This is a genomic window from Psychromonas aquatilis, assembly GCF_038155185.1.
In the GTDB taxonomy this organism is placed as follows: domain Bacteria; phylum Pseudomonadota; class Gammaproteobacteria; order Enterobacterales; family Psychromonadaceae; genus Psychromonas; species Psychromonas aquatilis.
Genome location: NZ_JBAKAZ010000139.1, coordinates 1 through 512, shown reverse-complemented (window position 1 = coordinate 512; position 512 = coordinate 1). Strand labels below are relative to the sequence as shown.

General features: G+C 40.4%; 1 pseudogene. It reads left to right on the top strand.

From position 1 onward, the window contains the following. A pseudogene (locus V6256_RS15180) lies at positions 1-249 on the top strand (IS3 family transposase); the annotation flags it as partial. Positions 250-512 lie beyond the last annotated feature (263 nt).

Here is a 512-nt window from a genome sequence, read left to right as displayed (position 1 = left end):
TATTGCCGTGAAAATGGCTTTTATCCAGAGCAAATAAAGGTTTGGAAAAGTGAGTTTGTACAAGGCATGCAAATAAAAAAAGTAAGCAAAAAAGCCAGTATTAAAGAAGCCCAAGCTGATAAAGCTGAGATTAAGAAACTAAAAAAAGAGCTACAACGCAAGGAGAAAGCACTTGCTGAAACTGCTGCCATATTGGTGCTAAGAAAAAAGTTGAACGCTTTCTACGGCCAAGAGGACGAGGAGAGCTAACGGCATTACTTGAACGACAAAAGTTAATTACTCTGATTAATAAGGCTTTTACAGCCGGAGCTAGAAAAGCAATTGCTTGCTCTGAAGCAGGAATAAGTCTGAGAACCTATCGTCGCTGGATAAAAGAAGATGCTCTGACGGTTGGAGATAGACGCCTTGATGCTGATAGACCGGAGCCGAAAAACAAATTAACTGATGCTGAACGGGCATCAGTTTTAGCGATTTGTAACAGTAAAGAATATGCAAGTTTACCCCCTTCTCAG